General features: G+C 63.3%; 42 protein-coding genes. 27 read left to right on the forward strand and 15 right to left on the reverse strand.

Annotated features, from left to right (window positions below):
- The first annotated feature begins 156 nt into the window (after nucleotides 1–156).
- A complete protein-coding gene (locus tag ACE026_RS17755; RefSeq protein ID WP_486040135.1) occupies nucleotides 157–1,317 on the forward strand; it encodes an AAA family ATPase in 1,161 nt (386 codons plus the stop codon).
- On the forward strand, nucleotides 1,271–3,499 hold the full coding sequence (locus ACE026_RS17760) for a S8 family peptidase (protein WP_486040136.1): 2,229 nt from the start codon (nucleotides 1,271–1,273) through the stop codon (nucleotides 3,497–3,499). The genes ACE026_RS17755 and ACE026_RS17760 overlap by 47 nt, the downstream gene beginning before the upstream one ends.
- 106 nt (nucleotides 3,500–3,605) lie before the next feature.
- On the opposite strand, the gene ACE026_RS17765 is transcribed toward ACE026_RS17760, so the two are convergent.
- The 13 genes from ACE026_RS17765 to ACE026_RS17825 are packed head-to-tail and all read right to left on the reverse strand — an operon-like array spanning nucleotide 3,606 to nucleotide 8,701.
- Nucleotides 3,606–4,436, reverse strand: a complete 831-nt coding sequence (locus ACE026_RS17765) for a tyrosine-type recombinase/integrase (protein WP_486040137.1) — start codon at nucleotides 4,434–4,436, stop codon at nucleotides 3,606–3,608.
- Between the two features lie 17 nt (nucleotides 4,437–4,453).
- On the reverse strand, nucleotides 4,454–4,789 hold the full coding sequence (locus ACE026_RS17770; protein WP_462082499.1) for a hypothetical protein: 336 nt from the start codon (nucleotides 4,787–4,789) through the stop codon (nucleotides 4,454–4,456).
- Nucleotides 4,776–5,102 (reverse strand): hypothetical protein, encoded by a 327-nt coding sequence (locus ACE026_RS17775; protein WP_486040138.1) that lies wholly within the window; start codon nucleotides 5,100–5,102, stop codon nucleotides 4,776–4,778. The genes ACE026_RS17770 and ACE026_RS17775 overlap by 14 nt, the downstream gene beginning before the upstream one ends.
- A complete protein-coding gene (locus tag ACE026_RS17780; RefSeq protein WP_486040139.1) occupies nucleotides 5,099–5,284 on the reverse strand; it encodes a hypothetical protein in 186 nt (61 codons plus the stop codon). The genes ACE026_RS17775 and ACE026_RS17780 overlap by 4 nt, the downstream gene beginning before the upstream one ends.
- Nucleotides 5,281–6,249 (reverse strand): DNA cytosine methyltransferase, encoded by a 969-nt coding sequence (locus ACE026_RS17785; RefSeq protein ID WP_486040140.1) that lies wholly within the window; start codon nucleotides 6,247–6,249, stop codon nucleotides 5,281–5,283. The genes ACE026_RS17780 and ACE026_RS17785 overlap by 4 nt, the downstream gene beginning before the upstream one ends.
- Nucleotides 6,242–6,499 (reverse strand): hypothetical protein, encoded by a 258-nt coding sequence (locus ACE026_RS17790; RefSeq protein WP_486040141.1) that lies wholly within the window; start codon nucleotides 6,497–6,499, stop codon nucleotides 6,242–6,244. The genes ACE026_RS17785 and ACE026_RS17790 overlap by 8 nt, the downstream gene beginning before the upstream one ends.
- Nucleotides 6,492–7,157, reverse strand: coding sequence for a hypothetical protein (locus ACE026_RS17795; RefSeq protein WP_486040142.1), 666 nt, complete (start codon nucleotides 7,155–7,157; stop codon nucleotides 6,492–6,494). Before ACE026_RS17795 ends, ACE026_RS17790 begins: the two co-directional genes overlap by 8 nt.
- Entirely contained in the window at nucleotides 7,154–7,693 is a 540-nt protein-coding gene (locus tag ACE026_RS17800; RefSeq protein WP_486040144.1) for a hypothetical protein, read from the reverse strand. Before ACE026_RS17800 ends, ACE026_RS17795 begins: the two co-directional genes overlap by 4 nt.
- Nucleotides 7,686–7,868 (reverse strand): hypothetical protein, encoded by a 183-nt coding sequence (locus ACE026_RS17805; RefSeq protein WP_346481277.1) that lies wholly within the window; start codon nucleotides 7,866–7,868, stop codon nucleotides 7,686–7,688. The genes ACE026_RS17800 and ACE026_RS17805 overlap by 8 nt, the downstream gene beginning before the upstream one ends.
- Nucleotides 7,856–7,990, reverse strand: coding sequence for a hypothetical protein (locus ACE026_RS17810; protein WP_465163835.1), 135 nt, complete (start codon nucleotides 7,988–7,990; stop codon nucleotides 7,856–7,858). Before ACE026_RS17810 ends, ACE026_RS17805 begins: the two co-directional genes overlap by 13 nt.
- Nucleotides 7,987–8,175, reverse strand: coding sequence for a hypothetical protein (locus tag ACE026_RS17815; RefSeq protein WP_354274249.1), 189 nt, complete (start codon nucleotides 8,173–8,175; stop codon nucleotides 7,987–7,989). The genes ACE026_RS17810 and ACE026_RS17815 overlap by 4 nt, the downstream gene beginning before the upstream one ends.
- Nucleotides 8,172–8,507, reverse strand: coding sequence for a hypothetical protein (locus tag ACE026_RS17820; protein WP_486040145.1), 336 nt, complete (start codon nucleotides 8,505–8,507; stop codon nucleotides 8,172–8,174). The genes ACE026_RS17815 and ACE026_RS17820 overlap by 4 nt, the downstream gene beginning before the upstream one ends.
- Nucleotides 8,504–8,701, reverse strand: coding sequence for a hypothetical protein (locus ACE026_RS17825; RefSeq protein WP_486040146.1), 198 nt, complete (start codon nucleotides 8,699–8,701; stop codon nucleotides 8,504–8,506). The genes ACE026_RS17820 and ACE026_RS17825 overlap by 4 nt, the downstream gene beginning before the upstream one ends.
- 171 nt (nucleotides 8,702–8,872) lie before the next feature.
- Here ACE026_RS17825 and ACE026_RS17830 point away from each other — a divergent pair, with 171 nt between their 5' ends.
- Entirely contained in the window at nucleotides 8,873–9,298 is a 426-nt protein-coding gene (locus ACE026_RS17830) for a hypothetical protein (protein ID WP_486040147.1), read from the forward strand.
- An 18-nt stretch (nucleotides 9,299–9,316) separates the two neighbouring features.
- On the opposite strand, the gene ACE026_RS17835 is transcribed toward ACE026_RS17830, so the two are convergent.
- Complete coding sequence (locus ACE026_RS17835; RefSeq protein WP_486040148.1) at nucleotides 9,317–10,000, reverse strand: S24 family peptidase; 684 nt, start codon at nucleotides 9,998–10,000, stop codon at nucleotides 9,317–9,319.
- 77 nt (nucleotides 10,001–10,077) lie between these two features.
- On the opposite strand from ACE026_RS17835, the gene ACE026_RS17840 reads away from it, so the two are divergent.
- From ACE026_RS17840 to ACE026_RS17905, 14 genes are all read left to right on the forward strand, one after another.
- Nucleotides 10,078–10,560 (forward strand): hypothetical protein, encoded by a 483-nt coding sequence (locus ACE026_RS17840; RefSeq protein ID WP_486040149.1) that lies wholly within the window; start codon nucleotides 10,078–10,080, stop codon nucleotides 10,558–10,560.
- A gap of 109 nt (nucleotides 10,561–10,669) precedes the next feature.
- Entirely contained in the window at nucleotides 10,670–11,200 is a 531-nt protein-coding gene (locus ACE026_RS17845; RefSeq protein ID WP_486040150.1) for a phage regulatory CII family protein, read from the forward strand.
- Entirely contained in the window at nucleotides 11,197–11,508 is a 312-nt protein-coding gene (locus tag ACE026_RS17850) for a winged helix-turn-helix domain-containing protein (protein ID WP_486040151.1), read from the forward strand. The genes ACE026_RS17845 and ACE026_RS17850 overlap by 4 nt, the downstream gene beginning before the upstream one ends.
- Before the next feature lie 66 nt (nucleotides 11,509–11,574).
- The gene (locus ACE026_RS17855) at nucleotides 11,575–11,919 is read left to right on the forward strand and encodes a hypothetical protein (RefSeq protein ID WP_486040152.1); all 345 of its coding nucleotides are present in this window, start codon (nucleotides 11,575–11,577) and stop codon (nucleotides 11,917–11,919) included.
- A gap of 31 nt (nucleotides 11,920–11,950) precedes the next feature.
- Nucleotides 11,951–12,832, forward strand: a complete 882-nt coding sequence (locus ACE026_RS17860; protein WP_486040153.1) for a helix-turn-helix domain-containing protein — start codon at nucleotides 11,951–11,953, stop codon at nucleotides 12,830–12,832.
- Nucleotides 12,768–13,400, forward strand: a complete 633-nt coding sequence (locus ACE026_RS17865; RefSeq protein ID WP_486040155.1) for a hypothetical protein — start codon at nucleotides 12,768–12,770, stop codon at nucleotides 13,398–13,400. The genes ACE026_RS17860 and ACE026_RS17865 overlap by 65 nt, the downstream gene beginning before the upstream one ends.
- Entirely contained in the window at nucleotides 13,400–13,609 is a 210-nt protein-coding gene (locus ACE026_RS17870) for a hypothetical protein (protein ID WP_486040156.1), read from the forward strand. Before ACE026_RS17865 ends, ACE026_RS17870 begins: the two co-directional genes overlap by 1 nt.
- On the forward strand, nucleotides 13,609–13,977 hold the full coding sequence (locus tag ACE026_RS17875) for a Ref family recombination enhancement nuclease (RefSeq protein ID WP_486040157.1): 369 nt from the start codon (nucleotides 13,609–13,611) through the stop codon (nucleotides 13,975–13,977). The genes ACE026_RS17870 and ACE026_RS17875 overlap by 1 nt, the downstream gene beginning before the upstream one ends.
- Nucleotides 13,974–14,444, forward strand: coding sequence for a hypothetical protein (locus ACE026_RS17880; protein ID WP_486040158.1), 471 nt, complete (start codon nucleotides 13,974–13,976; stop codon nucleotides 14,442–14,444). The genes ACE026_RS17875 and ACE026_RS17880 overlap by 4 nt, the downstream gene beginning before the upstream one ends.
- Nucleotides 14,445–14,493: 49 nt before the next feature.
- Nucleotides 14,494–14,697 (forward strand): hypothetical protein, encoded by a 204-nt coding sequence (locus ACE026_RS17885; RefSeq protein WP_486040159.1) that lies wholly within the window; start codon nucleotides 14,494–14,496, stop codon nucleotides 14,695–14,697.
- The gene (locus ACE026_RS17890; RefSeq protein WP_486040160.1) at nucleotides 14,681–15,385 is read left to right on the forward strand and encodes a hypothetical protein; all 705 of its coding nucleotides are present in this window, start codon (nucleotides 14,681–14,683) and stop codon (nucleotides 15,383–15,385) included. Before ACE026_RS17885 ends, ACE026_RS17890 begins: the two co-directional genes overlap by 17 nt.
- A 157-nt stretch (nucleotides 15,386–15,542) precedes the next feature.
- A complete protein-coding gene (locus tag ACE026_RS17895; protein WP_486040161.1) occupies nucleotides 15,543–15,719 on the forward strand; it encodes a hypothetical protein in 177 nt (58 codons plus the stop codon).
- Nucleotides 15,720–15,902: 183 nt separating this feature from the next.
- Nucleotides 15,903–16,109, forward strand: a complete 207-nt coding sequence (locus ACE026_RS17900; protein WP_319624126.1) for a hypothetical protein — start codon at nucleotides 15,903–15,905, stop codon at nucleotides 16,107–16,109.
- Nucleotides 16,106–16,645: a lysozyme gene (locus tag ACE026_RS17905; RefSeq protein WP_486040162.1), complete on the forward strand. Its 540-nt coding sequence runs from the start codon at nucleotides 16,106–16,108 to the stop codon at nucleotides 16,643–16,645. The genes ACE026_RS17900 and ACE026_RS17905 overlap by 4 nt, the downstream gene beginning before the upstream one ends.
- Before the next feature lie 74 nt (nucleotides 16,646–16,719).
- Here the strand turns inward: ACE026_RS17905 and ACE026_RS17910 are convergent, their stop codons facing one another.
- On the reverse strand, nucleotides 16,720–17,022 hold the full coding sequence (locus tag ACE026_RS17910) for a hypothetical protein (RefSeq protein WP_486040164.1): 303 nt from the start codon (nucleotides 17,020–17,022) through the stop codon (nucleotides 16,720–16,722).
- Between the two features lie 144 nt (nucleotides 17,023–17,166).
- Between ACE026_RS17910 and ACE026_RS17915 the strand changes: the two genes are divergently transcribed.
- From ACE026_RS17915 to ACE026_RS17960, 10 genes are all read left to right on the forward strand, one after another.
- Nucleotides 17,167–17,457 (forward strand): hypothetical protein, encoded by a 291-nt coding sequence (locus ACE026_RS17915; RefSeq protein WP_462082524.1) that lies wholly within the window; start codon nucleotides 17,167–17,169, stop codon nucleotides 17,455–17,457.
- Between the two features lie 53 nt (nucleotides 17,458–17,510).
- Nucleotides 17,511–17,810 (forward strand): DUF1064 domain-containing protein, encoded by a 300-nt coding sequence (locus tag ACE026_RS17920; RefSeq protein ID WP_486040166.1) that lies wholly within the window; start codon nucleotides 17,511–17,513, stop codon nucleotides 17,808–17,810.
- Complete coding sequence (locus ACE026_RS17925) at nucleotides 17,810–18,025, forward strand: hypothetical protein (protein WP_486040168.1); 216 nt, start codon at nucleotides 17,810–17,812, stop codon at nucleotides 18,023–18,025. Before ACE026_RS17920 ends, ACE026_RS17925 begins: the two co-directional genes overlap by 1 nt.
- 122 nt (nucleotides 18,026–18,147) lie before the next feature.
- The gene (locus tag ACE026_RS17930; RefSeq protein WP_261997332.1) at nucleotides 18,148–18,411 is read left to right on the forward strand and encodes an HNH endonuclease signature motif containing protein; all 264 of its coding nucleotides are present in this window, start codon (nucleotides 18,148–18,150) and stop codon (nucleotides 18,409–18,411) included.
- 75 nt (nucleotides 18,412–18,486) lie between these two features.
- Nucleotides 18,487–18,867: a hypothetical protein gene (locus ACE026_RS17935; protein WP_421680550.1), complete on the forward strand. Its 381-nt coding sequence runs from the start codon at nucleotides 18,487–18,489 to the stop codon at nucleotides 18,865–18,867.
- Nucleotides 18,868–18,870: 3 nt separating this feature from the next.
- Nucleotides 18,871–20,547, forward strand: a complete 1,677-nt coding sequence (locus ACE026_RS17940; RefSeq protein ID WP_421680549.1) for a terminase large subunit — start codon at nucleotides 18,871–18,873, stop codon at nucleotides 20,545–20,547.
- Nucleotides 20,547–20,795 carry a hypothetical protein gene (locus ACE026_RS17945; protein ID WP_486040171.1) on the forward strand — a complete coding sequence of 83 codons (249 nt, stop codon included), beginning with the start codon at nucleotides 20,547–20,549 and terminating at the stop codon, nucleotides 20,793–20,795. The genes ACE026_RS17940 and ACE026_RS17945 overlap by 1 nt, the downstream gene beginning before the upstream one ends.
- On the forward strand, nucleotides 20,795–22,000 hold the full coding sequence (locus ACE026_RS17950) for a phage portal protein (RefSeq protein ID WP_486040173.1): 1,206 nt from the start codon (nucleotides 20,795–20,797) through the stop codon (nucleotides 21,998–22,000). The genes ACE026_RS17945 and ACE026_RS17950 overlap by 1 nt, the downstream gene beginning before the upstream one ends.
- A 42-nt stretch (nucleotides 22,001–22,042) precedes the next feature.
- Nucleotides 22,043–22,687 carry an HK97 family phage prohead protease gene (locus ACE026_RS17955; RefSeq protein ID WP_421680546.1) on the forward strand — a complete coding sequence of 215 codons (645 nt, stop codon included), beginning with the start codon at nucleotides 22,043–22,045 and terminating at the stop codon, nucleotides 22,685–22,687.
- The gene (locus ACE026_RS17960) at nucleotides 22,687–23,874 is read left to right on the forward strand and encodes a phage major capsid protein (RefSeq protein WP_486040175.1); all 1,188 of its coding nucleotides are present in this window, start codon (nucleotides 22,687–22,689) and stop codon (nucleotides 23,872–23,874) included. The genes ACE026_RS17955 and ACE026_RS17960 overlap by 1 nt, the downstream gene beginning before the upstream one ends.
- Nucleotides 23,875–23,895 lie beyond the last annotated feature (21 nt).

The raw sequence follows: 23,895 nt of genomic DNA on the forward strand, positions 1-23,895 counted from the left end.
TCTCCGTTTGGGTCGAGGTCAAAAGGTTGCGGCCCTGCGTTCGCGGCTCACCTGGTGATACGGTGGCGTGCTAAGGTCGACGGAAGCGAAATTCCATTTTCCGTATGCAAAAGCTCATTTTGCGGTAGCATTCGGCCGTCAACCGGAGGTAAACCCGTGAATTACGTTTCCGAGGTCTTGAAGATCCTCGATGGTGCGCTACGGCGTAGCTCTGAACAAGCTGAGCGGTACGGGGGTCTGTTGGCTGCCAAGCTGGAAGAGGACGGCGACCGCGGTGCGGCAAAACTCATTCGCGAGCGGCTAGCGAAGGTTCCAAAGCAGGGCGTCGGAACGCAGCTCTCCAATCGGTTACCCCAAGATCAGGAAACAAAGGGGCAATTAGTGGACGAAGAACGCCCAACTGAGGTGTTGGCCGTTTTTAGCGAAGCTGTGGGAAGGGCTCTCGATGAATTTGTTGAATCAGTCGCGCGCTTCGACGAGTTGCGCGCGGCAGGCGTAGAGCTGCCTTCTCGCCTTCTAATGTATGGCCCCCCTGGTTGCGGCAAGTCTCTGGCTGCGCGCCTCGTGGCTTCAAAGCTATCCCTCCCATTGCTCACGGTACGATGTGATGCACTCGTGTCGTCGCTGCTTGGACAGACTGGGCGTAACCTGAGAGAAGTTTTCGAGTACGCGAGTGGCCAACCATGCGTGCTTTTTCTAGACGAGTTCGATGCACTGGCCAAATCACGTTCTCATACAGGTGAGGTCGGAGAGCTTCAACGAGTTGTGATTGCACTGCTTCAGAATTTGGATTCATTGACAGATGAGACCGTAGTGCTTGCTGCCACAAACCACCACGAGCTGCTTGATGCCGCCGTTTGGCGCAGGTTTAGTCTCTTGCTGCCGATGGCGCAGCCCGAGGAACAAGAACGGCTGCAGCTTTGGGCGATACACCTACGCAGGGCGGGGCTCCAAACCAACGATTTGGCGATACTTGCAGAGCTTTCAGCGGGCATGAGTGGCGCGGCCATTAAGACAGCAGCCCACGATGTCGTGCGCGATTGTGTCCTGAGAGGAGAAACAGGTGTATCGTTGCCGCGAGCGCTCGTCCGTCTGGCACGAATTAAGTGGCTGTCCGAGGGGGCGGGGGTCAAGCGACCGGAGGCCGAAATTCGAGAACTTCGTGAATGGGCGCCGAAGGTTTTTACATGGAAGGCCATTGAATCCACTTTTGGGATCAGTGGGCGAAGAGTAAAGCACCTGCTAGGGGATCAGGATGATAGACCAAGGAATGCCGGTGGTGCGCGTCCCATACACGCGCGTGGACAACCTCAATAAGCCGGGAGGCGGTGGAGCGAAACGGCCGTTGGTGGATGTTACGCCCGCGCTACGCCAGGCGCTGAGTCAAGAATTAACGGATGTGCTAGATAGGCTGCCAGCAGCCGTTCTCACTCAGGGCCGCCCCGGCGCGTTGGTGGTCGGTCTCCGAGAGACCGCTTGGGCAAAGTCGAACAGACCAAACGCCTTTCTACAATCAATTGGTCTGCAGGTCGGGGCAGTCGAAAGTGTGGGGGAGCTTGTCGTCCCCGTCCTTCCTGACCAGATCGAAGACCTACGTCAGCGAATTCTATCTGGTCAAAGCGCGGCAGACATCTTCTACATTTCGGCCATCGAGCGTTTTCGCGTCTGGTCCGATGATTATGTCTTCTCTGATCCCGACTGGGATCCGGTGCAGACGGATGGCGTGCCGATTGGCCGTCGTTTGCGGATCGAACTTTTCCCTTGGGCACAACTTCCGCCGGAAATGGTGGAACTAGGTAGCCTAGAAGCGCCGGCGCACAGCCTTACCAATCGTGTATTTTATCTCGAACCAGACGGGTTTGAAGATTTGTCTGCTCTCGCCGCATTGCCGGAGATTCGCCACCTCCAGTTGGCGCCGCAGTACTCGACACCTCAAGACATTCTCCCGCAAGGTTTCCTACGGCTCAACGAACAACTTCCGGAGCAGCTAACGTCTTCGTCCCCCTCGGGGCCGTTAGTAGGCGTAATCGACTCCGGGATTAGTGATGGTCTGCTTACTGCACACGTCGCCGCGCGGACGCCCTATGAGATTCCGCCGGACACCGATTTGGTCCACGGCACGTTTGTCGGTGGTCTAATCGTTGGTGCACATGCATTGAACGGTGCTGATGACCGGTTTCCTGCGGAGTCGTGTCGCTTAGTGGACATTGCGGCCTTGCCAAATGCGCCTGTCGATGAAAACGTGCTGCTTTCACGCATCGAGGATGCCGTGGCGCGACACCCGACTGTTCGCGTTTGGAACTGTTCCTTTGCCGCGAACACTCCAAACAACCCAGCACAGTTCGGACCATTCGCGGCTGCTCTTGATCAACTTAGCGATGAACGCGATGTCCTGTTCGTCATTGCAGCTGGGAATTACGGAGGCGTGCCTGCGCGAAATTGGCCTGCAGTTCCGTCGCATTTCCCGAGCGATCGCCTAGCTATGCCTGGTGAAGCAGTCCGCGCCCTTACGGTGGGCGCTGTGGTCCCACACGCATGTCATGTTCAAGCGGAGGAGCCCGCGCCCTACTCAAGGCGCGGCCCCGGCCCCGTGTATCACGTAAAGCCTGACGTCGTGCATTATGGCGGAGGCGTAGACAGTGTTGGAGGGATTGTTGGTGGCGTTCGCTCAGTGTTGCCTGGCGACGTATACGCCGAAGGCATTGGGACCAGTTTTTCTACTCCAATTGTTTCGTCGATAGCCGCGAACACCTGGCAGGCGATTGCGGATGCGGGAATGGATGCCAATGCATCGTTGGTAAAGACCGTTGTCATACATGCCGCTGCATTGAACAGCGGGGAAAGGACGCACGAAGAACGCAAATACTACGGACATGGTCTGCCTGCAGGAAGCTTGTCTACGCTGTTCTGTCGACCTGATACTTTCACCCTTCTCTTTGAGGCGGAGCTGTTGCAGGGTGTGGATTGGGCGAAGGATGAGTTCCCCATCCCCGACTGTTTGCGAACAGCGGATGGAAAGTTTCGCGGAGAAATTGTAATCACGATGTGCTATCCGTCGCCGCTCGACTTTCAGTTCGGTGAAGAATACGTGCAACATGAGGTGGAACTATCTTTTGGAACTTTCGTTTTGGAAGAGGGGTCCGACCCTCCCACCAGAAAGCAGCACGGGAAAGTCCCACCCGATCGACCGGCCGGGCTGGGAACCCGCGAGAAGGCCCGATTGGAGGAGGGTTTGAAGTACTCAACGACTAAAGTTTTCCGAAAGCGTTTCCCCAGAGGCTGCGAGGGGGATCAATGGAGGCTTAAGCTCTCATTGACTCGTAGGCTAGAGGTGGCCGAAAGCGTCGTTCAGAAGGTCTATGTTGCAGTTTCCCTGCGGGCCTTGGATCCTGACTTGCCTGTATATGCCGATGGTATTAGGGCAATCCCGCAATCTTGGCAGGTTTCCAACCTCGTTCCTGCCGCGCGCTCTCGCACACGCGTCCAATCTCGAACTTAGCCCGACGGTGACGCCATCGGCATGCATAATGGCAATGGCGTCACTCGAATTCTGCGGCGACCGGACACGTCGGCAGTTTTCAAAATGGAAAGTTGTGTCCGGTGGCTTAGAACCTGAGTTGTCGAACTGCTGTCTCGTCACCATCCGGCGTGAGGTGCGCGTAGTACTTCTCAGTAGTCCCGTAGTCGGCGTGTCCGGCCAAGACCTGCACTCGACGCAGCGGGACACCGCCCATGACCATGTGAGCGCAGAAAGTGTGCCTCAGTCTATGGAGGTGGCCACCTATGTGCGCGGCGGCGGCATCCTTTGCGAACCAGTCCGAGACGGTGTCCTTGTGCACCGTGACGATCGGGTCCGGTAGATGGCGCAATGCCCAACGCGCATAACGGTTGAGCGGGACCTCTCTCCACTTGCCGGATTTCGTCCGGCCTTCGCCGCTCTCGTCCGGGTCGCTCTCCACCAAGAGGCGGCCGGCCACGACCGAGCTTTTCTCCAGGCCGATTATCTCACCCCGGCGAAGGCCGGTGTGAGCCAGGAACAACCACAGTGGCGCACGCGCTGGGTTGGCCCTGTACAGCCTACGCATCGCTGCTCGGTCATAGAACTTGACTGCTACGCTCCGCACGCCGCGAGGCGCCTTCACTGAAGCCAGCGGGTTCACGTCAAGCTCTTTCCATTCGACGCCGCGGTTGAACGCCGCCTTGAGCCGCCGAATCTCCTTCCCCACGGTTTCCTTCGCTGCCTTGTCGTCCAGGAGGCGCGAGCGCTTGGACTGCTCTACCTCGACCGCGCGGATGCTGTCGATCGGCCGATGACCGAACAGTTTGATGAAGCGCTTCACTTCGCTTCGGGCTTTCGTGATGGTGGTGGGGTGCTCGGCTTCGTACCAGTCCAGATACCACTCCAGGTAGTCGCGGACCTTGGGCAGTCGCGCCAAGATCCGGACCCCGTGCGTCAGCTCGGCTTCTTTCGCGGCACGAATTCTCTCCGCCTCACGGGCATCAGGTTGCCCAATGGACCGGCGAAAGCGCTCACCGCCTTCCGCCCAGTCGAGGTAGGCCTTTGTGCCACGCCAGTAGAGTCGAACCTTTGCCATTCCTCTGCACCTTCGATCGCGGCATAGAGCGCCGCCTTTTCGTACAACTGCTTTCCCATGAAGCGCCGGGGTTTGAGTCCGTAGCTGAGGGCGTTCTTGCGAAACTGGCTGTTGGAGACGCCGCAGTAGTGCGCGGCTTCCTCGACCGTCAGCCAGTCCTTGCCTGATAGGTCGAGCTTTTCAGCGGCGCCCATGGCCACCTCCTGTTGCTGCTCGCCGGGGCGGTGCTGGCGGCGCCAGGCCAAAGTCCAACTGAACAACGTTGTCTGCCCCGGGCGCGTCGATCGTGGGCATGACCTTCCGGGCGCTGCGGGCAGGGCGGTTGATGCGCCGCCACTGGTCGAACGCGCCGCTCGCCTCAGGGTGGCGCTGGGTCGCCCGGCACCGGCACTCAACGAAGTGGCCGCCGCCGGCGGAGATGCTGCGCAGGTCCTGGATGTGGCGCGCGCTGTGACCGGCGGCGCAGGCCGGCAGCGGCTCGGGGCGGCTGATGTGTCGCTGGGTCATGCGAACAGCTCCGGTTGGATGGGAAGTGCCGCCGGCGCCGGGCGGGGAAGGGTGGCGGCGCGGCGGCGGGCGGACTGGGCCATGCGAAACATGCACCAGAAGCCGTGGCCCAGCTGCCGCCGGGCACGCGCCTCGCCTATCAGCACGCGCGCTGTGTTCTTGGCCTGGCCGGCCGTCTTCATGCGGCCGCCTTCAGCGCGAGGATGACTTCTCGTTCAACGGTCGGGCAGACCGCATTCCCCAGCATGTGCATGGCATCGCGCTTGTTGTTCGGCAGCTTGTAGTTGGGCCGGAAGCTCATGGCAGCTCTGGCTTCCTCCACCATGACCATTCGCATGCGGTTCCCGTCGATCACCGCCCATCGGTCGCGAGTGGTGATCGTGCCAATCGGGCGCGAAAGGCTACGGCCGGTCAGGCCAGAGCCATTGCCGAAGTAGGGAGCAATGAACTGATCGCCGAACGCCGCGCGCCCGGCCTTGATGCGGGCCAAGGTGGCAGCCGAGCGGCCCGGCTGCTCGATGAGGGACCATTTGCCGGCGTTGAAGTCGATGAAAGAGCTTGCCGGCACGAGGTCGCGGCGCGGAAAGCGTAGCTCCAGGGGGTGCTTGCTCTTCGTCAGGATGACAAACACCCGCTTCCGGTGTTGCGGTACGCCGAAGTCAGCCGCATCCAGCAGGTGCGGACTGACTGCGTAACCAAGAGCCACCAGTGCGGCGCACCAAGCGGGAAACAACTTCCATTTCAGGAACTCTGGCACGTTCTCGATCACGGCGGCCTCCGGGAGCCAGCGCTCCACGGCGGCGATCACCGCCCATGCGGTGGACCTGGTGGCGTCGTGATGCGGCCTTTCCTTCCCGCGGGCGTGGGTGTGCCCCTGGCACGCGGGCGAGGCCAATAGCAGGTCGAAGTGTGGCAGAAGCGAGAAATCCATCTGCTGGAGGTCTTGGCAAAAGTGCTTGGTCTTTGGGTGGTTGGCGGCGTGGATGGCGATTGCGGTCGGCGAGTGATTCGCTGCGGCCACCACCTCGCACCCGGCCTGCTCGGCCCCGTCGGTTGCGCCGCCGCCGCCGCAGAAGAAGTCCACGGCTTTCACCAGTGCAGACTGCTGCGGCACGGGGAAGCTGAAGGAGCGGGAGCCATCAGCCATGGGAGCAGTCCTTGTGTTCCGTATCGGGGCGAAGCCTGGTGCGCAGGTCACGCGGCGGCTTGACGGTGGCCAGGGTGGTGGGGATGGCAGCGCAGAGGCCGAGCCGCAGAAGCTGGGCAATCGCCTGCAACTCGCCTTCGTAGCTCTCCAGGTCCTCCCTGGCGCGCACGTTCTCGGCCTCGCAGGGGAAGCCCCTCTCGTCGAGGCACAGTGCCAGCAGTTCGCGCGCCTGCTGTTCGATATCAGCCATTGCCCACCCCCGGCGCTGCATCGCGCTGGTCGTCGATCAAGCCGCGCAGTTCCGTCGCGCACTGGTAGTAGGGGCCGCTGAAAGCGTCGCCAATCTCGTCGTCGCCGTAGCTCTCGAACTTCTCCGCGAGCGCGCGCAACTGCCCCAGGTCGATCCCCTGCGCGGGCGGGGCGACGGGTTCGGGTCGCAGCGCCATCGGCCGCACGAACCACGCATATGGACCATCTTCGGTGTCGCCCTTCCATGCTAGGCGCCACCCGCCCTCGGGCGCTTCCGGGTTCCAGGCGCGCATTTCCTGCCAGTACAGCTCATCGCCATCTTCCATAGCCGCTTCGGTGAAGTCACCGGCAACGATGTGGAAATCGAAGCCCTGGGCATGGACCAGCTTGTCGAGCGCATCCTCGCGCTCATCAGGCCAGAGGGGGATATCCGGATGGGTGACGTCGCCATACTCCGAAGGCGTCGGCATGCGGGCAGGCAGGTACAGGCCGCGCCACGGGTCCTCAGGGTCCACAGCCCGCGCCGGCAGCAGCGGGATCGTGTAGCAGCTCGCGCCATGCTCTTCGATGGTGGCTTTCTCGCGTGCTGTGATGGCGCGGTCGCCGCCGTCCCACCACATGGGCGCTGTCACCGGGCTGTTGTTCTTGTCGGTCGTCATGGCTGGCTTCCCTTCTCGTGGTCTCTGATACGGTCGATGAGGTAGGTGGTTTCTTTTCGCCATTTGGCGCGGTCGAATGGGTTGAGGTACTTGGTCAAGTACAGGAGCTTTTCGAGCGGCTCGATCAGCCAGGTGATGCGGAAGGGCATGGCGGAGCGGTGGTCGCGGAGCGGGGCGTGCGGCCGGCAGTCCGGCCCTGCGAGCCACTCGGTTTCGTCGCAGTCCAGGCACCTGCCGTCACCGTTACTTCCGGGCGGCCAGCGGTGCTGCTGCTTTCCGACCGGCGGGTGCAGGTAGAGCGCGCGGATCACCAGGTTGCGGCGGCGCGGGTGCGTCACGTCGCCCGGCTCGGCCTCTTCCCATGGGTCGTTGCTGCCGCGGCGCCGGCACTCGTAGCGGACCGGCTTCTGCATTCCGTACAGCTGCTCCATGAGGGCCTTTGCCCAAGCGGCTGCGACCTCCGCCGGCACCGGCTCGCCGGCGGCGCCTGCGCGTCGCATGGCGCGGACTGTGGCGGCTACGGTCGGATCAGCCATCGCGGCCGCGCCTCCACGCGTCGGGCACCTGGGTGGCGCAGAGCAGGGCGCCCATGAGCAGGTAGACGCCGGTGTCTTCGATGCCGGCCCAGGCCATGGCGAAGGCGACCGCCAGGAGCAGGGCGCCCAGCAGCACCAGCCCGCCGGCGCGCCAGTGGCGGATCAGCCCGCGCATCGGATCTGCTCCATCAGGGCGGCGAAGTGCTCGTCGTGGCGGCGCTGCAGCCAAGCGGTGGCCACCAGTGCGCCGGCGACGAAGCCGACGATCAGGCCGAAGGCGAAGTCGATCCCGCTCATGCTGCATCGCCTCCCGGCGCAGGACGGGCGGCGAGGGCGCGCGCTGCCATGCGGTTCTGGACGTCCTTCGAATACCCGGCGCGGACCAGCTGGCCGACGGCGGCGCGGGAATCCCAGCCGCATGCGATGGCCTGCCGGCGGACGGACTGGGCGCGGTAGAACTGCTCGGAGGTCGTGACGCTCATTCGGCACCGCCTTTGACGCGAACGCTCGGCTTGCCGGCGACTTCCACAGATGGATAGAAAACGCGGTACTTGCCCGTTTTCAGGTTCTTCGTTCTGACACTGATCGAAGCCCATGGCTTGCCGTTGCAGGTCATGTGCAAGTCGACGGTGGTGCGAACGATCAGTGCTTCCCGTTCGACAGGGGGATGGCCACAGCGTTGCGATCGAACGATGCAGAGCGCGCCCGGCGGATATGCATCCCAGCCAGCGTCAAACGCCCCCATTGCGGCGTCTTCGAGCACCGAGAGGCTGGTATCCAGCGCCAGGCGATGATCGCGGTACTGGCGGCTCATGCCGCGGCCTCGCCGCTGACGGCCTGGCGCAGCTCGGCTGCCGCGCGCTGCAGATTTGCGGCGGCGATGTCGGCTTCCTCGGCGGTGAAGTAGACGCGGCCGGCGGCACCGACGTGCATCGCGACCTTGTTGGAGATGGGCTGCGCTTCGAACCGGACAGGCCCGGTCGAGCTGCTGAGGGTGAGGGTGGCCATGAAGTCTCCGTGCCCCGGCCCGGATGGGCTGTTAGTGGGACGACGCGGCCAGATTACCAAACAGTAATTTAATGTCAATACCGAAAGGTAATTGCTCTGGTAAAGACTTCAGTCGCCCAAGATTGGCGCGCTGGTTCGGCTAAACTCGACCATCACAAGAGGGCGATCTGCATGACCGCAAAGATGATCCTCGCTGCCACGCTGGCGGCAGCTCTACTCACCGGTTGCTCCACGGCCCCGGTGGCTCCGAACCAAGCACGGTCAGTGCCGGCTGCTCGCGTGTACCTTCCAGCCTACCTCGAGGCCACGAAAGAGCGGTCAGCTACGATCTACATCGCACGAGACAAAGGGCTCTATGGTTCCGGGTGCTCGCACGACATCTACATCAACAGCGACAAGGTTCTAGCACTCCGGCAGTCAGAATCTGCACAGCTTCACGTGACTCCCGGGGCTCATTTCCTGAAGCTAGATACCGGCGGCGGACTGTGCGGCAACATCTCCACTTCTCAAAACGTGACGCTGGGTGCCGGAGAGCGCCAGGAGTACCGGATTTTACTGCCGGCCGACGGCAGCCTGAGGCTCACGCGCGAGCAGTGAGCCAAGCCGGCGCGGCGGTTACGCGACGCGCTCGAGGTGCTGAATCAGATACACCCGGCCGCCGATGATCGCATCGTCGGTGAGCCGAAAAGGCGGGTAGAGCACCTGATCTGCACTCCGGGCCCAGATCCCGTCAGGCTGGGCTTGGAGGGCTTTAATCTGCTGGCCGAACCCCGTATTGATCAGGTAGAGGCCGTCTCCGACGAATTCCCTGCAGCCGGTATCCACTAAGACCATCTCGCCTGGCCGAATCTTTGGCGACATCGAGTCGCCTACGCCGGTGACGAGCTTCAGCCGCCCGGGCGGCGGAATGAAACCAACAACCGACCGTAAGTAGGCGGGTGCAAAGTCCATTGCGCGGATGACTTCGGGGAAGTCCTCGTTCATGCGTCCTACTGTTCCCATTTGCGCCTCCGCGTCGATCTGTTCGACGCGAACGTACTCGGTCGTCATCGCAGGTACTGCGACGACCGGTGCGGGTGCCTGGTCTGCTGACAAGAACCCTTCTGGCATGCCGGCCCTCTGCTCAATAGAGGCAGCGCGCTTTTCGCCGAACGACTTGTCCTTGAGCAGCAGCGACAGCTCTCCTTGATTGATTCCCGTAGCGGCCACGAAAGCCGCTTGGCTGCCCGCATGCTTTTCTTCGATCCATTGGCGCAGGCGGCGACGGCGAGTGGCGACGGCGGGGGTGTCGGTCTTCATTCCCGCAGTTTCAGTTACTGAAGGGTAATTTACCAAACGGTATTGACTTGAATTTACCATATGGTAATTTGGCCCGCATGGACACTCTTCGCAGTTACCTCTCGACCCTCAGCCCCATCGAACAGGCCGACTACGCGCGGCGTTCCGGGACCTCTATTGGCTACCTCCGCAAAGCCTTGAGCATTGGCCAGCGCTTTGACGGTGCGCTGGTCCGCATGCTGCATCTGGAGAGCGGCGGCCAAGTCTCCCTTACTGACCTGCGGGCCGACATCTGGCCGGCCGGCGAGGGGGATGCGCTTCGCGTGCAGATAAGCGCCCTGGTGGGCAGCCGTTTGAGCAAACGCGCGCTGCGTGCCCGGCTGGGCCTGAGCAGTGACGCCCATCTGGCCAAAGTCCTGAAGCTGCCGGTCGAGCAGGTCGCCGCTTGGCCGGAAGAGCAGGGCGTTCCAGCCCTCCCGCAGGTCCTGCAGCTGCTCGGCGCGCGCGGGCCGGCGACAGTCGACACCGCGCCGGACGACCCGGACGCAGACCGCATCGATCTCGACGTCCACGCCGCCTAACCGGCCGTCCCTGGCCATCGTCCTTGAAGTGAATTCATCCATGGCGCTGATCGTGCGCCAGCCGGGCTCGGCCCGAAACCTTGAAACACCCGTCTTCCCAAGGTGAACCATGACCTGCCGTACTTCCTCGATTAACTGGCTCGACTGCCTCTACAACGCTGTGCGCAAGACGCCGGGCGGTGTGATCGAGGCTGCCAAATGGCTGACCGACCGCCGCGGCAAGTCCATGCACCCAGAGACGTTGCGTTCGAAGCTCAACGGCACCGAGGGTGAGTCGGTGACGATCGAGATTGCTGAGCTGCTGACCGAGTGGATGCAGGAGAAGGCCGGCGGCAGCGAGTACGCCTTGGAGTGGATGCAGGCGCTTGCCGGCCAGTTCGGCATGGCCGTTGACCTGGTCCCGCCGGCACCGGAAGGCGGCTGGCCCGACGAGATCGCCGCGGTGCAGCTCAAGCTGCTGGAAATCACCACGCGGGTCGGGCGCCTCACCGGGACCGCAGTCGATGCAATCGGTGACCGCCAGATCGACAGCGACGAGGCTGCCCTGATGGTGAGCGAGGCTCGCGCGCTGCGGACCATGGCGCACCGCTTGGAGCGCAACGTTGCGCGCGCCGCCGCCAAGGGGAGGGCAACCCGATGAGCCATCTGTCCCGTTCAACCGATATCAGCACCAGCCACGAGGCCGGGAGTCACGTGGCTGCCAGCGGCATCCAGCGTGACCAGCAGTCCAAGGCTGCCGCCGCCGTGAAGCAGCACCCCGGGCTGACCAGCATGAAGCTGGCCGACGTGACCGGCTTGGACTGCTACATGCTCGCGCGCCGCCTGCCAGAGCTGCTGAAGACCAAGCAGGTATGGCGCGGCCCGGCCATGCCGTGCCCGGTCAGCGGCCGAAGCGCGTGCACCTGGTGGCCTGTTGCCCCGGGCGAGAACTTGGCGTTGGGGCTGTGACCATGGCAGCTCTCTTTGCCTTCGAAGTACGATCGTCGGACCCTGTCAGCGCCTTGGAGAGAAGCCGTGTCGAGCGATCAGTCCCTAATCATTTTGCGAGAGCTGGCTCGTTCGGGCTGCAAGTTCCTGTACAGCGTCGCCACCCCGATGGGTGGAACCGAAGTGCTCGCGACAGCCGAGCAGGCTGCAGCAATCGCTGCCGGCAGCCTTCACCCATCGGCGCTGCTCGGGCTGAGCGCCACCGAGTACTTGGAGTGGATGGAGCTCGGCGGGCACGTGCAGTGCAGCAGCAACACATCGACGGGGCGCCGCTGCAGGAATCATGTGACCGGCACCGCCATGTCCGATCCCGCGCGCTGGAAGACGCTGCGCGAGACACAGCCGTACTGTCACCTGCACGGCGGCGAGTAGATCTCCCCCGGGTAGCCAACGGAGGTGGCCTGTGAGCGCGCGGGTCACCGGTATGGTGTTCGACCGCTACCCCAACGGGGGAGGCGAGATGCTGCTCGCGTTGGCCTTGGCGGATCACGCGCACGACGACGGCACGCACATCTTTCCGTCGATCGCTCGATTGGCTGCGAAGACACGCCAGTCGGAGCGCTCGGTCCAGTACCAGCTGCGTCGGATGGAAGCGTCTGGGTGGTTGCTCCTGGTTAACGCCGGGATCGGCGGTCGCCAGGGAGGGTATGGAGAGGGCGGTCGCACTCGTCAGTACCGAATCAACCCTGATTGGATGAAGGGTGCAGAAATTGCACCCTTCGCAAAGGGTGCAAAAAAGGACGTCGAAGGGTGCAAAACGGCGTCGGAAAGGGTGCAAAAAGCGTCCTCAAAGGGTGCAACAGCTATTGCACCCGAACCAAGAGCAACCAAAAGCAACCAAGAGCAACCCTCACTGCGCGAGAGCGGCGGGGAGCTCGGCGATGCGCCGCTGACCGTACGTGAGATCGACGCGGAGCTGTCTGGCTTCGGCGCGCTGCCCGCTGGAGTCGACGCGGAGGTGCTTGCCAGATTCACCCGCCATCGCCGTGCCTGCCGCCGCCCGTTGTCCGTCCAAGGCTGGCTGCAGGTCCGCAATGAGTTGCTCTCCATGGCCGCCGCTGGCCACGACATCAACGAATCCCTGAAGCAGACCATGGCCGCTGGCCTGTCGTTGCCTGTTATCCCCATCGCCAAAGCTGCCAACGGAGCGACCTATGCGACCCCTCACCACGGTTCTGCCGATCACGTCACCCAGCTCCGCGAGCAGTACGAACGAGAGCATGGCGGTGGTGGCCACCTTGGCAGCGCAGGAATCATCGACGCTGAATTCGCCGTCGTCGGCTGACCCGGACGCGCGCGCTGTGGCAGCACTCTGGACCCTATGGGAGCGGATGGCGGCGATGTTTCCGGGCAAGTGGGCCAGGGCGAACGGCGCGGCACCGGTGGCGCAGACCGGCGCACTGACGACGGCGGGCGAGGTGTGGATGCAGAGCATCACGGGGCTCAGCCCCAAGAAGCTGGGAGCCGGGTTGTCGGCCTGCATGCGCGACGCCCTGGACTGGCCGCCGAACCCGCCGCGCTTTCGCGCCATGTGCTTCGACGTGCCGGCCTTGGCTCAGGTCCAGCAGGAGGTCCGGCCGGACCGTACGCAATCCGGCTTCACGGTGCTGGTCCGCTCGCTGCTGGACCTGCACGTCTACGCCAGCGCCGAGGACGGCTACCAGCAGGCGCGGATGCTGCAGGACGCATACGAGCGCGCCGTGCGGCACGTCGTGGAAGGCAAGCCGGTGCCTGAGCCGGCCCTGGCGCTGCCGCCGGTGCAGCCCGGCGTGGTGGCGGTGCGCGATCGGTCGGCCGCAGCGGAGGCGATGGCGCGCGCTGCGGCCGAGCTGGGGTTCGGGAGCGCTGCCTGATGCGCTCGGACAACAACCAGCTGGACATCTTCATCCACGACCCCCGCATAACCGCGGCTCAGGAGGCCCCCTTATGGCGTGCAGCCGCTGCGCAGGCGCTGGTGGATTTTCAGTTCAGCTCAGTGGTGCGTAAAGACCGCCACGACTACTACCTGGCGAAAGCGGTCGAGCTGGAAGAAGTCGCCGCCCAGTCAAGGGCCGTCGCCTGATGTGGTCCAAGGCACCGCCGCCGACCGCCGCGGAGAGCGCGCGCATCGAGGCAGCCAAGGTGGGACCGTGCATGGCCTGCCTTGTGCTGGCCGCCATGCGCCTGCTGTCGGGCTACCAGGTGGTCTACGGCTGCGACTACAACCACGCCAAGAGCGGGAACAAGCGCCGCGGGCATGCCTTCGGGTACGCCCTGTGCGTGTGGCACCACCGCCGCCATCCGATGCAGGACAAGACCTTCGCCGAGATGCGGGAGACGTGGGGCCCGAGCCTGATGGACGGCTCGCGGACCTTCCACGAGACGTATGGCAGCGACGACGAATTGATTGAACAACAGACCTACATCATCGAGCTGAGGGCAGCTGCGTGAGTGAGAGCAAGAAGACATGCGCCGATCAGGTTCGCGCGGCGTTCGAGCAGACCCCGGCGGAGGGGCTGAGCTATGCGGGGCTGTACGAGAAGTTGGCAGCCAATGGCATGGACACGGACAAAGCCAAGGACGGGATCAACAGCACGCTGCGCTACCTGGTCGCGCGGGGCTACCTGCTCAGGACCGGCGAGCGTGAAGACGCGAGGTTCTGCAGGAGCGGTACGGCGATGACGCGGCCCCGGCTGACCGAATCGCAAAGGGCGGAGCGCACCAAGGCAAAGAACCGCCGTCGGGTGGAGAGGGCAAGGGCTGCGCGCGGTGCGACGGTCGGGCTGCGGGCCGCAATGATCCCCAAGCCTGTCCGAGCGGCTCCAACGGCCAAGCCGGTCTTCGAGACGTTCGAGCAGTGGCAGGCGAGGGGCGGGAAAGCCGAGCGCCTGGCTGCAGCTTGGGAACGGCCGGGGTAGATGGGAGGGCGTCGCGATCAGTGCGACGCACTGGGAAGAAGCTGGACGGATGGACCTGACCCGCTACGACGACAAGGCGCTGGCGCTGCTGACCAGCATCCAGCAAGACATAGCCGCGATGCGATGGACGAGGGCGTGGACCGCCCCAGCCGTACGCCGCGAGGCACAGCAGGCACTGCGCCGGGCACGCGCGCTGCGCCGTGAAATCAATCGACGAGAGCACAAGGGGAAAGTCCATGGGGAACAAACGTGAGCTGCTGGCGCGGCTTGGGCCGTCCACCGTCAAATTCGATACGGGCCGGGGCGGAATTGCTGACCTCACCAATCAGGACATCGCCGGGGCGCTGGGCATGGTTCCCGGCGGTCTGGGCCGAGAGCTACTGGAAGCGCTGTGGTGGCCGGAAAGTGGCATGCGCCGGATCCAGCAGCTGCGCCAGGCAGTCATCGCGCTGGTGGCGCCGGAGTACATCCGCCAGCAACAGGCCCTGAGCGTCGCCCGAACCGAGTTCGGCATCGCCAAGGCAAGCATGGGCTGGGCAGGTGGCGCCGTGACCAATACCCAGCGGGTAGAGCACCGGAGGGCGGAGGCGAAGTTGGAGGCCGTGCGCGCGCTGTGCTGGCCGAACAACACGATGGAACAGCTGGGGAGCTTAGCTGCGGCCGTGATCGGCGAAATGGCGAGCGCCGGTTGCTGCGATGCCTGCGATGGCCGGCGGGTGCAACCTTCAGCGGATGGCACCGGTGCGGTGCAGTGTGACGGCTGCGGAGGATCTGGCGTTGCACCGCTCAGCGGCAGGAAGCGCGCGATAGCCATCGGCGCTGATCAATCGGCGTACCGACGGTTCTGGCAGCCGGTCTATGAGTGGATGCTGGAGCGCATGCGCGACGCGGAGTCGGAAGCCGCCGAAGCGTTCAGCCGGGCGCTCTCGCGCGCTGCATAGTGAGGACTTGATAGGTCATCGGAAACAGAGGCATTCTTTCCACCATCCGGACGCAAGCCCCGGCCAATGCCGGGGCTTCCCTCCCCAAGCTTCAAGTTGATGTTCAAGTCGGCCCTGAGAGATACTCGGACCTCTCATTAGCGCGGAAGGGAAACCGATGTCTTTTACGAATGACCAGAAGGTTGCAGCAATTGAGGCAGCCTCCAATATCGTTGTGGCGTTGATCAACAAGACCAGTGCGTTCAATACCCACAGTGGTGCTGGCGAGCAAGGTGATGCTGCAGCGTCCGCGTTTAAAGCTGTCTATCAGCAGATCAAAGACAGCGCGGGCTGACCGTTCTACGCATCTCTAGCGTTTTAGCTTATTGAATCGAAGCCCCCGGCGATTGCCTGGGGCTTTTTCTTTGCCCGCTTTCCAGACCGGATTAACCCTCGCGCCAAGCCGGCAGCGGGGCGGGCACCTATTGACCAAACCGGGAGGGGCGATATGCCGAACCGGACAATCCACGGGGCAACCATGCGGGACGAAATCATCAGCACCGCGGCCAGTGCTGCGGCAAAGGTCACGCCGCCGGTCGCGGTGGCCGGGGCCGTCGCCGGCGGCGTCAACCTCGACCGCCTGGTCGTGATCCTGACCGTCGTCTACCTGGTCGGCCAGATCACCTATCTGGTTTGGCGCTGGGTCCGCGAGTGGCGGCAGGCTGCCAAGGCGACCAAGGCATGAGCCGGTCCGGTGGCGCACCAGGTCGGTCGCTCGTGGCGCTTCTGGTCCTGAGCGCTGCCGGCTTGGTCGCGATCGTATCCAGGGAGGGCTATACCGATACGGCCATCATCCCCACCAAGAACGACCGCCCCACGGTCGGCTTCGGATCGACCTTCCACGCCGATGGGACGCCGGTGCGGCTCGGTGATCGAATCACCCCGGATCGCGCCCTGCACACCGCTCAGGCGCACATCGCCGGCGAGGAAAAGCGATTCCGTGCCTCGCTCCCTGGCGTCTACCTCACGCAGGGTGAGTACGACCTCTATCTGGACTTCACTTACCAGTACGGGACAGGCAACTGGCAGACATCGTCCATGCGGCGCCAGCTTCTGGCGGGCAACTACCGTGCCGCCTGTGACGCCTTGCTGCTGTGGAAGCGTGCCGGTGGCTACGACTGCTCGACGCTGATCAACGGCAAGCCCAACAAGGTGTGTTGGGGCGTGTGGGATCGGCAGCTGGAGCGGCATGCCAAGTGCGTTGCCGAGCTTGCCCCATGAGCCGGGGCCACTTGGTCGCTGGGCTGCTGATCGCATGGGTCGTGTGCTGTGGGCTGTCGTTCGCTGCAGGCTGGTCATGGCGCGGCGATCGCGCGGCTCTCAGTACCGCCACGGCCGAGGTGGCCGACGGTCGGGAAGCCTTGGCCGGAGAGCAGGTGGCGCGGTCGGTCGATCACGAACAGGTAGCAGGCGTCCAGCAGGCGGGAGATACCGCCGACGAGCGAGAGGAAAAGATCAATGCTGACTATCAAGAGCGCATCGCGGCTGCTGTTGCTGGCCGCGATGGTGAGCTTGGCCGGCTGCGGGGCCACTGGGCCAGTTGCGAAACCAGCCGCCTGGCCGATGGTGCCGCCGCTGCCGCAGCGGCTGCAGAACAAGACCGACTACGCCGGCTCGGTGCGGCTGGAATTGTACGGGCCTGCGAACTCGCCCAGTCCGAGCGAGACGAAACCGTAGACCGATACCGGGCCGTCGAGACGGCCATCAACGGCACCAAGCGCCACTGATCCTTGGAGATCACTATGTCCCGAACCATCAAAGTACTCGGCGTCACCCTGTGGCCGACTCTCTCCCAGCGGCTTGCACAGCGCCTGCGCGCCCTCGAGGTGGAAGGTGAGGCCGTGCGCAGCGAGCTCGCCGCGGTCAAAGCGCACGGCGAGGATGTCGATTCCGCTGCCGGCTCGCAGATCAGTTCGCTCACCAGCCAGCTGGCCGCGATCAATGGGGTTCTGATTGAAGTGCAGGACCGCCTGCCTCCGCTGCCCAAGAGCAAGAAGGCCAAAGCCCAGGTCCGCCGCCGCAGCCCGCGCTGATGGCGGGGCAGGGCAAGGCCATGTTGGCGCTTGGCCGGCTCAAGGTCGGCCAGATGAACAAGACCGAGGCCGCCTACGCGGAGCGGTTACGCCAGCTAGAGGCCGCCGGTGAGATCCAGTGGCACAAGTTCGAGGGCATCAAGCTGCGCCTGGCTGACGGCATGTTCTACACGCCTGACTTTGCGGTGCTGGCCGCTGATGGCGTGATGGAGCTGCACGAGGTCAAGGGATTCTGGATGGACGATGCGAGGGTCAAGATCAGGATGGCTGCCGCGCTGTACCCGATGCGCTTCATTGCGGTCCGGGTGAAGCCCAAGCGGGATGGAGGCGGCTGGGCCGTTGAGGAGTTCTGATGGACGAGCGCATAGACCGTCTGCTGTCGCTGGCCGAGCAGCTGCTCGCCACGATCGCCGAGCAAGGTCGGCAGAACTCACTGCAGGCTGAGCAGATCGGACTGCTCACGCAGTCGGTCGTGCTGCTGCTGGGCGAAGAAGTGGGCGTGCCGGTGCCGGAGGGTGACGCCGCGGCAGAGCCGCAGCGCACCGACATGGACGGGAACCCGTACTGATGCCGACCAGGCCCGCGCAGCACCGGCCGACCGGCTGGAAGCCCTACAAGGAAGACGCTCGGCAGGTGAGGCGGCGACAGGCCCGCCGGGCGTTGCCGACCAATTCGGCCGCATGGCGAAAGATGCGGGCCGCCCACCTGGCGCGTGAGCCGCTGTGCCGACACTGCGCTGCATTGGGCAGGGTCAAGGCAGCAACGGATGTAGACCACATCGACGGCGACGACGCCAACAACGACCCGGGCAACCACCAGTCCCTCTGCAGGCCCTGCCACAGCGCGAAGACCGCGCGCGAGAACGGCGGATTCGGGCGGCCGGCGTGGAACCCCAACGGCCGTGACGCGTTCCACGGCGGAGGTCGCCAAGGGAGGGGGGAGGGTGAAAGTTGAGGCTGAACGCCTCGCGATACGCGCCCCCTCTTTTGGTCGCATTTCCACAGAATTTGAATTTCGAGGTTGGCCCCGATGGCGAGGCACAAGCAGCCGGCCGAGCTGGCCAAGCTCAAAGGGGCCGAGAAAAAGAACCCCCAGCGCTACAAGAAGGTCGCTCCGACCACGGGCAAGGCACTCGGCAAGCCGCCGGCACATCTGCCTGACGATGTGATCGACGTCTGGAAGGAACTGGACAAGTGCTCGCTGCCAGGGGTGCTCACCAGTGCCGACCGGTTCGTGATGGAGGTGGCCGCGTCGCTACTCGCTGAGTTCCGCGCCAACCGCGCCGACTTCAAGGCGGCCAAGTACTCGCACCTGATCGGCTGCCTGGCGCGGCTCGGCCTCACGCCGGCGGATCGCCAGAAGCTCGGGACCGAGAAGCCCCAGGGGGGCAATCCATTCGACGAGTTCTGATGCATGACCCCGAGCGAATCAGCCAAGGCCTACGCACGCAGCGTGGTGGCCGGGAAGATTCCGGCCGGACGGTACATCATCCTGGCTTGCCAGCGGTTCTTGGATGACCTGAAGCGCACCGGCCCTGACTGGCCGTACAAGTACGACGCGGCCAAGGCCGATCGCGCGGTCAAGTTCCAAGAGCTGATGCCCCACACCAAGGGTAAGTGGGCGGCAAAGAAGCAGCTCCTGGTGTATGAGCCCTGGCAGCACTTCATTGAGTGCAACCTCTTCGGCTGGGTCCGCAAGTCCACCGGCATGCGCCGGTTCCGCGAGTCCTACGAAGAGATCCCCCGAAAGAACGGCAAGTCGCTGCGCCTTGCGGCACGAGGCCTCTACCTGTTTGCCGCCGACGGCGAGGCCGGTGCGGAGATCTACTCGGGCGCCACCAGCGAGAAGCAGGCCTTCGAGGTGTACCGGCCGGCTTGGCAGATGGTCCAGAAGATGCCCGCACTGCGCGCGCGCTTCGGCATTGAACAGTCCGGCAACCCGAAGAACCCCGGCTCCATGTTTGTCATGGAGGACATGTCGAAGTTTGAACCGATGATCGGCAAGCCGGGTGACGGGTCCAGCCCGCACGCGGCGCTGGTGGACGAATACCACGAGCACGACACCGACCACATGGTCGATGCGATGCAGACTGGCATGGGTGCACGCGAGCAGCCCTTGCTGGGGATCATCACCACCGCCGGGACCAACCTGGGCGGGCCGTGTTACGAGAAGCGGCGCGATGTGATCCGAATCTTGGAAGGCGAGGTCACCGACGAAACCATCTTCGGGATGATCTTCGGCATCGACGAGGGCGACCGGTGGGACGATCCGGCGAGCCTGCGCAAGGCCAACCCCAATTACGGCGTTTCGGTCTTCGAAGAGTTCCTGTTGGCGCAGCTGGAGCAGGCAAAACGGTCGGCCAGCAAGCAGAGCGCCTTCCGCACCAAGCACTTGAACGACTGGGTGGGCGCCAAGCTCGCGTGGATGAACATGCTGGCGTGGCAGCGGCAATCGCGATCTTTTGACTTGGACGATTTTGCGGGGTGCCGCTGCTGGGTGGGCGTCGACCTGGCCTCAAAGCTGGACGTAGCCGCAGTGGTATTGCTGTTCGAGAAGGACGGCGGTTACCACGTGGTGCCGAGGTTCTATGTGCCGGAATCGGCCGTGGAAGAGAGCGAGCGATATCAGCTCTTCGTCCTTCAGGGACTGATGGTATCCACCCCTGGAAACATGACCGACTACGCCTTCATCGAGGAAGAGCTGAGGGAGCTGGCGGCGCGCGGCATCGAGATACAGGACATCGCGTTCGATCCTACGCAGGCGGCCTACCTGATGACGCGGCTGGGTCAGGAAGGCTTGCCTGTGGTCGAAATGGCACAGTCGGTCCGGAACCTGTCCGAACCGATGAAAGAGGTCGAGGCACTGATCATCTCTCGGCGCCTGTGGCACGACGGCAATGCGGCAATGACTTGGATGATGGGCAACGTGGTTGCCAGGGTGGACGCAAAGGATCACGTCTATCCGCGCAAGGAATCGAACGACAACAAGATCGACGGCGCCGTGGCGCTGATCATGGCGATGGGCCGCGCGATGCTTAACGAGGCCCCGGCCGCCTCACCCTATGAAAGCCGGGGCCTTAGGAGCCTGTAATGAACTTCCAAACCCTGAAAGCATGGCTCGCGGCACGCCTTGGTCGCGCGCCACTGCAGTTCCACAAGCACCCCTCAGATGGTGCCATTCGTGTGCGTAGGGGCGACCTAGTGGTGGTACGGACTACGTCGCCGCTGACGGCCAAGCGCGAGCAGGATATGCACAAGCAATTCGCTCGCACCTTTCCGGGTGCCCGAATTTTGGTCGTTGATGCGCAGACCGATTTTGATGTCTACGGGGCCGACTGATGGGCATCCTCGGCACGAAATCGGCCATCCCTGTGGCGATAGACTCGTCCGACAAGCTCGCGCAGCTGCTTGGCGGCGGCGTCTCCGCAGCCGGCGTGGCGGTCTCAGCGCGACGCGCGATGCAGTTCTCCCCATTTGCCTCATGCGTGAGAGTGATCGCGGAGAGCATTGGCATGCTTCCGGTGGGCCTCTACAAGAAGAAGGGCAAGGCGCGCGATAAGGACATAGAGAACCGACTTCACACGCTACTGAGCATTGCACCAAACGATTTTCAGACGGCGGTGGAGTTTTGGACGCAGACGGGCGCATGTCTGGCCTCCCGCGGCAACTTCTACGCCTGGAAAAACGTGGTGCGGGGTGAACTGCGGGAATTGCTTCCCCTTCACCCTGACTCGGTCACCCCGAAGCTCAGGTCTGACTGGTCCCTTGTCTATGAGGTCGCCTTCCCAGACGGCCGGCGAGCGGTTCTGGCGCAGGAAGAGGTCTTTCACGTCCGTGTGTTCAGCTTGGACGGTGTGCGCGGGCTGGACCCGATCAGCTACATGCGGGAGACGTTGGGCGAGGGGATCGCTGGCGCTCAGATGGGCAGCTCCGGCTACAAGAACGGATCCAAGCTCTCCGGCGTGCTGTCGACGGACGGCACGCTGTCCGACGAAGCATATGAACGGATCCGTGACTCTTGGCAGGGAACCTACGGCGGCGCGGAGAACGCATTCAAGGTAGCCATCCTTGAGGCCGGATTGAAGTTCTCGCCGGTTTCCATGACCAACGAGCAGGCTCAGTACATCGATGCGAGGAAGCTCAACCGCAGCGAGATGGCTGGTCTCTTCCGTGTTCCGCCTCACAAGATCGGCGATTTGGAGCACGCCACCTTCTCCAACATCGAGCATCAGGCGCAGGAGTTCGTGACAGATTGCCTGATGCCGTACCTGGTGGCGATCGAGGCGCGTGTTCGGGTTTCGCTGCTGCCGCGCGCGCAGTGGGCGTCGGGCTTCCTGAAGTTCAACGTGAACGCTCTCCTGCGGGGAGACATGGCTGCGCGAGCGGCTTACTACCACTCGCTGATGCAGGACGGTGCGATTTCACCCAACGAGATCCGCGACCTAGAGGACTGGAACCCTCGCGAGGGCGGGGACATCTTCCTGACCCCGATGAACATGCTGATCAACGGCCAAGCCCCTCCCAAACCCAAATCCAACACCTGAACGAAGCCCGCGAAAGCGGGCTTTCTCGTTTCTGGAGACCACATGGAACTGAAACACCTCACCGTCCCGTTTGAGATCAAGGCGGCCGGCGATGACGGCACGTTCTCCGGCTATGCCTCCGTCTTTGGCGTCAAGGATTCCTACGACGAAGTGGTGGCGCCTGGTGCGTTTGCACTGTCGATCGCTGAGTGGAATCAGCGCGGAAAAATGCCGCCCGTGCTATGGCAACACCGCAGCGGCGAGCCCATTGGGGTACACACCAAGCTCCAAGAAGACTCCGTCGGACTCTATATAGAGGGAAAGCTGCCCGTTGCCGACGTGGTTCGCGCAAGGGAAGCCCACGCCCTGATGAAGATTGGCGCTGTAACGGGCATCTCGATCGGTTTCGTCACCCGCGAAGATAGCTTCGACAGGGTTTCCGGTATCCGCACCCTCAAGCGTGTCGACCTCTGGGAAAACTCAATCGTCACTTTCCCGGCCAATGCCGCCGCGCAGGTGACGTCCGTCAAACAGCTCCAGGAGCTGAAGACCGTCCGCGACTGCGAGTCCTACCTACGCGAGGTATGCGGGATGTCGCAATCCGAAGCGAAGACGTTCCTGTCTCGCGTAAACGCCACGACTCAACGGGATGTTGAGGGGGCAAAAGCAGTTGCAAATCTGGCCAACATCCTACGAGGAAAAATGTAATGGATCTCGAACTGAAAAATGCAATTGATGGCTTGGGCACGGCCTTCGAAGAATTCAAGAAAACCAACGACGAGCGCCTCGCGAAACTGGCAAAGGGCGAGTCGGTGGCTGACGTTGAGCAGAAGCTCTCCAAGATCGAGAACGCGCTCGAGCGCGTCGAAGAGCTCAAGAATCGCCTGGACGACGTCGAAACCAAGGGCAATCGCATTGCCGGGCAGCCCAGCAAGGAGGAAGCCGAGTACAAGGAGGGCTTCGCCAAGTTCATGCGCAAGGGCGACGCCGGCGGCATCGAGTCCAAGGCCGTGAACACCGGCAACGACGCCGACGGCGGCTTCGCTGTCCCGGAAGAGTTGGATCGGAACATCATCCAGATCCTGCGCAAGTCCAACCCCATGCGCTCGGTGTGCAACGTGATTACCGTCGGTACGCCGGACTACAAGAAACTTGCGAACCTGGGTGGCGCTGGCTCCGGTTGGGTCGGCGAGACAGACCCGCGTCCGGAGACCGGTACTCCGAAGCTGGCCCCAGTCGCAGCGTTCATGGGCGAAATCTACGCCAACCCGGCAGCCACCCAGACCTCGCTCGATGACGCCTTCTTCGACGTAGAAGCATGGCTGGCAAGTGAGGTCACGATCGTCTTCGACGAGAAGGAAAATGCTGCTTATACCGCCGGCAACGGCGAGAACAAGCCGAAGGGCTTCCTGGCCTACGCCAACGCTGGCACCCCTGACGGGACGCGGCCTTTTGGCACCGTTGGTTTCGTGGCATCCGGCATCGACGGCAGCTTCAACGGCGACTCGCTGATTGATCTGATCTATGCCACCAAGCAGGGCTACCGTCAGAACGGCCGCTTCATGTTGTCCAACCTGGTACTTCGCGAAGCCCGCAAGCTGAAGGACAACGAGGGCAACTACCTGTGGCAGCCAGGCCTGCAGGAAGGCGAACCCTCCAAGCTGCTGGGCTACGGGGCCATCGAGAACGAGGACATGCCGGAGCTGGCGGCCGATTCCCTTTCGCTGGCCTTCGGCGACTGGAAGCGTTTCTACACGGTCGTGGACCGCATCGGCACCCGCGTGCTGCGCGATCCGTACACCAACAAGCCGTACGTGCAGTTCTATACCACCAAGCGCGTCGGTGGCTTCGTGGAGAATAGCGAGGCCGTCAAGCTGCTGAGGCTGTCGGCCTGACGTTAATCAGGGCGGGGGGGG

The sequence above is a fragment of the Stenotrophomonas sp. AGC87 genome, from assembly GCF_057333975.1.